Here is a 3954-nt window from a genome sequence, read left to right as displayed (position 1 = left end):
GCTCGCCCATGCGCTGGTTCAGGTGGTTGATCCGCGCCTGGACGAAGTGCTGCCGCTCGAGGGCGGAGGTGTACTCGCCGTTCTCGCCCAGGTCACCGTGCTCGAGGGCTTTCTGGATCGAGCGGGGCAGCACGACGTTCAGCTCGTGCGTCAGGCGGTCCAGTTCCTCGGAGATCTTCTGCTTGACGGCGTCCAGCATGGGAGTAACGGGGTGGCGGGGAACACAGCGCCGCTCATCCGGCAACCGGCTGCGCTGCCGGAGCGGTGAAGCGGCCGTTCAGGAGAGCAGCCCGGGCCGCGAGTGCTGTGCAACTGCGACCGGGCCTGTTTCAATATACGCCGTGCCATGGGTCTGGTAAAGCTTCGTGGAGTCCAGGAGTCCAGGGCGTCCAGGGCCCGGTTCGGGTGCCCCCGAGTTGCCGGCGGCCTGGCGGCGATCAGGCCGGCCCGTCCGCGGGCGCCTGTGGCGGCTCGAGGCGGCCCCGCTCGAGCTGCTCGACCGCGAGCGGGACCTCCGCCTTCAGGTCGTTGTCGACGAAGACGACGAAGGTGTACTCCCCCGTCTTGGCGAGCTGGAGGTTGTTGATGCTGATGATCTGGTTGCTGGCCAGCGCCTGGCCGGGCTTGCCGCCGCGGGGCACGATCTCGCCGTTCAGGTGGAAGACGGTTTCGCCATCCGGGTCGTGCAGGCGCAGCTCGACGCTGTGGCTGCGGTCCCGCTCGGCGGGGTGCGCCTCCAGGCGCAGGATGAACTGCATCTGGGGGTGCACGGCGGGGAGCTCGGAGACGGCAATGCGGTCGAAGACGCCCAGGATGTTCAGCTTGCCCTCGGCGGTGATGTTGGCGTAGTCCGCGAGCAGGGCGAGCTTGACCTGCATGGTCGCTGCCTAGCCGCCGCTGGCGCGGCGGCGGCGCGAGGAGCCGGCCGCTCGCCGGGCGCGCGGGGCGCGCCGGCCGTTCCCGAGGAGCCCCGCCTGCTTCAGCAGGTGGTCGGCCGCTGCGGCAAAGGAGCGCACGCGCAGGAATGCTGGTGAGACTGGCGCCTCCTGGTCGAACTCCCAGGGCTCGTCGATCTCGACCAGGATGGCCCGGGCACCGGCACTGAGCGCCGGGTTCACGTCGCTGCGCATGCTGTTGCCTACCATCCAGGCGGTGGCCGGTTCGCGCACGCCGAAGTGCGCCAGGGTGGCGGCGAACTCCTTCGTCGTCTTGCGCCGGCAGATGCGGACGCGCTCGGGTGGCAGCACGTGCAGTACGCCCGCCTCGTGGACGCAGCGGAGCTGGTAGTCGGGGTCGCCGGCCTGGGTGTAGAGGGCGGTGGGCAGGGCCCGGGCCAGGGCGCGGAGCGCGTCCAGCGCGCCATCAATGGCCGGGGGCGTGCCCAGCACGGCACGCCCGAAGGCCGCGCATTGGCGGGCCAGGCGCGGGTCGGCCGGCAGGCCGTGGCGGGCGCACAGCCGGCGGTAGGTCTCACGGAAGGAGAGCTCGAGGCGCGAGGGCCCCAGCCCGTGGCTCTCGATCAGCTCGGGCTCGACCTCCTCGTGGTGCACGCGGCGGCACAGCTCGAGCTCGAAGCCTGCGCCGCCCAGGACCTCGAAGAGCCGGTCCCTCGCCTGCTGGAAGCGGGGCGCCGTCTCGACGAGCGTGTCATCGAAGTCGACGAGTACCAGCGAAATCTCCATCCCGTCCTCACTGCGCCCATTCCCCGGCGCTGGCCGGGGCCCCCTCCCCTCGATTCGCCGGACGCTCGCGATGCGTGCGGGCCTGGCGTGCCAAGCGGAGGCCATACCCCACGCTTCGCGAGCAGCCCGGGCCTTCAAAGTTAACACGGCCGCGGCTGAGCGGAAGCTACTGCGACCTGGGCCGGGCTGCTGCGTGCTGCTGCGCCCAAGGCGTGCGCAGGCCCAGGCAAGTCGCCGCCACGGGCGTGGATCACGACGCATGTGCAAGACACCTCTGATTTCGAATACCTCGGTCGATAGCAGGTAGTAAACAGCGAAGGGGAAACGGTAGAGCAATGGCCGCTACTGACCCGCACCGTTAGCGGCCGCGCGCAGCGCCGAGCCGGCAGGGTCCCACATTGGTGCGCCTCGGTCACTCGCTCCAGGGATTGAAGACCGGCACGCCGGTGGCGGCGACATCACCCGTATTTCGAGTGACGAACGTCAGGTTGTGATGGAGTGCCGTCGCTGCTAGCTGGGCATCGATGGTCGGCAACGTCAATCGCCGCTTCTTCGCCAATGCTTCGATCTGTCCCCAGCGCTCGGCAACCGCGTCATCGAAGGCCAGGAGCCGGCCGGCGAATCGGGCGCGGACGTCATGACCCAGCCAGCCCTGCAGAGCAGCCCGCTTCGGGTCATCGTCTGAAAGCAGGTCGATGCCTTTCCGAATCTCGCCGATCGTGATCACACTCAGGTGCAGGAGCTCCTCCGCCGTGGCGTCCACCCACGCCGCGACGCCGCGGTTTGGACGACGCTTCATGAGCTCCGACACGACGTTGGTGTCGAGCAGAAAGCCGGTCACGGCAGCAGTCGCCGCGAAAGATGACCGCCTGGGTGCGCTACCACTTGATAGTTCGGCTGGTGTCTCGCTTCCGTTTCAGGTCGAGCGCCTGACCACCCGTGGGTGCCGAGCGGAAGAAGCCGACGAGCGATGCCGGTTGCGCGGCACGCTCCGTTAGCCGATCGAAATCTTCGGATGGGACGACCACGACCGCCTCGCCCCCCTGCTTGACGACCCGCTGGGCACCTTGTACCCGCGCGCGCCGGAAGAGCTCGCTAAAACGCGCTTTAGCCTCGTGAAGCTTCCAGACCGGTAAACCGGGCACGTTTGGCGTACGTTCCGTCATGCATTATGACTAATAAGACTAGTCCGATGGGTCAAGGGGCCCCGGTCGGCGCGTCAACGACGGCTCCCATCTTGCCTACCGGCCGCGTCATCGCACGGCGGCGGGATATGGAAGGTGTCTGCGCCGCGTGACGGGAAGCACGGCGTGGCGGTGGTGAAGGACGGGCGGCATACGGGCGCGAAGCCGGGGCGGTTGGTGCGGGGCCGTGTTGGCGCTCTGCGCCCGTGGCAAGTTGGAAGCGACTGAGCGGCAGGTGCAGCCTGATTTCAGCCGACGATAAGTCGTTCGATGGGAACGCCCAGTCCGTCGGCGAGGGCGACGAGGGTCCGATAGCGAGGCAGTTGCTTGCCCGCTTCGAACCGGGCGATCGTCACGCGGTTGACCCCAGCCCGCTCCGCGAGCTCCTCCTGCGTTAGCCCCTGTTCCGAGCGCACGGACCGGAGACGCTCCCCGAAAAACCGGCGACCGCGTTCCCCTGCCGCTTCCGAACGCGCGCGGTAATTCGGGTCGGCGAAGTGCCGGGCGAAATCCCAGGGAACTTCTTCGACGGTGCCGTCAACCAGATGAATCTCGATCACGTACGGATCAGGGAGAATAACGCGGTCAGGCTGGCCGGGGAGCTTGAGCTCCTCTAAGGGGATCACCCCTTCACGCTCGTCCGCGAACCGCACGTAGAGACCGTCCGTTGTGAGCCGGGCACCCGTAACCATCCTGTCAGCGCCCTGCACGTATGCCATCGCTTGAGTTCTCATTGCCGATCACCCTCGAGCGGACCGTGAATCTGCTCCCAGCTCCGCCGGATCCTGGCCGCATGACGCGCGAACGCTTCGAGTATCGCTCGACGCTTGCCCGGCGGCGGCTGATCCATGAACGTGACACCAGCGAGTTCAATCCGAACCTGGTTGCCTCCGAAGCGCACGTGCACGTGCGGAGGTTCGAAGGACAGCTCTCTCGTGTGGATCACGAATGCGAACTCGCCATCTCGCACGACCGTGGGCATGAACAGCCCGCCCTCTTCATTGTAGCAAAAAAGCTACAGCGGGGAAACCCCGGTGACGCCTCAGCGTCGCCCGAAACTGGCGGCTGTGGCAGGGCGGCCCCATGGC

The 3954-nt window shown here is 67.8% G+C and carries 7 protein-coding genes; all 7 read right to left on the bottom strand.

Annotation, left to right across the window (positions count from 1 at the left end):
* Positions 1 to 199: transcription elongation factor GreA (locus HY703_10280; protein ID MBI4545573.1), on the bottom strand; the 199-nt coding region annotated here is incomplete at its 3' end.
* 238 nt (positions 200 to 437) lie between these two features.
* On the bottom strand, positions 438 to 878 hold the full coding sequence (locus HY703_10275; protein ID MBI4545572.1) for a hypothetical protein: 441 nt from the start codon (positions 876 to 878) through the stop codon (positions 438 to 440).
* Positions 879 to 887: 9 nt separating this feature from the next.
* Complete coding sequence (locus HY703_10270; GenBank protein ID MBI4545571.1) at positions 888 to 1682, bottom strand: hypothetical protein; 795 nt, start codon at positions 1680 to 1682, stop codon at positions 888 to 890.
* Positions 1683 to 2094: 412 nt separating this feature from the next.
* Positions 2095 to 2481, bottom strand: a complete 387-nt coding sequence (locus tag HY703_10265; GenBank protein ID MBI4545570.1) for a type II toxin-antitoxin system VapC family toxin — start codon at positions 2479 to 2481, stop codon at positions 2095 to 2097.
* Positions 2482 to 2560: 79 nt separating this feature from the next.
* Positions 2561 to 2848, bottom strand: a complete 288-nt coding sequence (locus tag HY703_10260) for a type II toxin-antitoxin system Phd/YefM family antitoxin (GenBank protein MBI4545569.1) — start codon at positions 2846 to 2848, stop codon at positions 2561 to 2563.
* Positions 2849 to 3114: 266 nt separating this feature from the next.
* Positions 3115 to 3558: a helix-turn-helix transcriptional regulator gene (locus tag HY703_10255; GenBank protein ID MBI4545568.1), complete on the bottom strand. Its 444-nt coding sequence runs from the start codon at positions 3556 to 3558 to the stop codon at positions 3115 to 3117.
* Between the two features lie 38 nt (positions 3559 to 3596).
* The gene (locus HY703_10250; GenBank protein MBI4545567.1) at positions 3597 to 3848 is read right to left on the bottom strand and encodes a DUF4160 domain-containing protein; all 252 of its coding nucleotides are present in this window, start codon (positions 3846 to 3848) and stop codon (positions 3597 to 3599) included.
* Positions 3849 to 3954: the final 106 nt, after the last annotated feature.

This window comes from Gemmatimonadota bacterium, assembly GCA_016209965.1.
Taxonomy (GTDB): Bacteria; Gemmatimonadota; Gemmatimonadetes; order Longimicrobiales; family RSA9; genus JACQVE01.
This window is presented reverse-complemented; position numbering and strand designations above follow the sequence as displayed.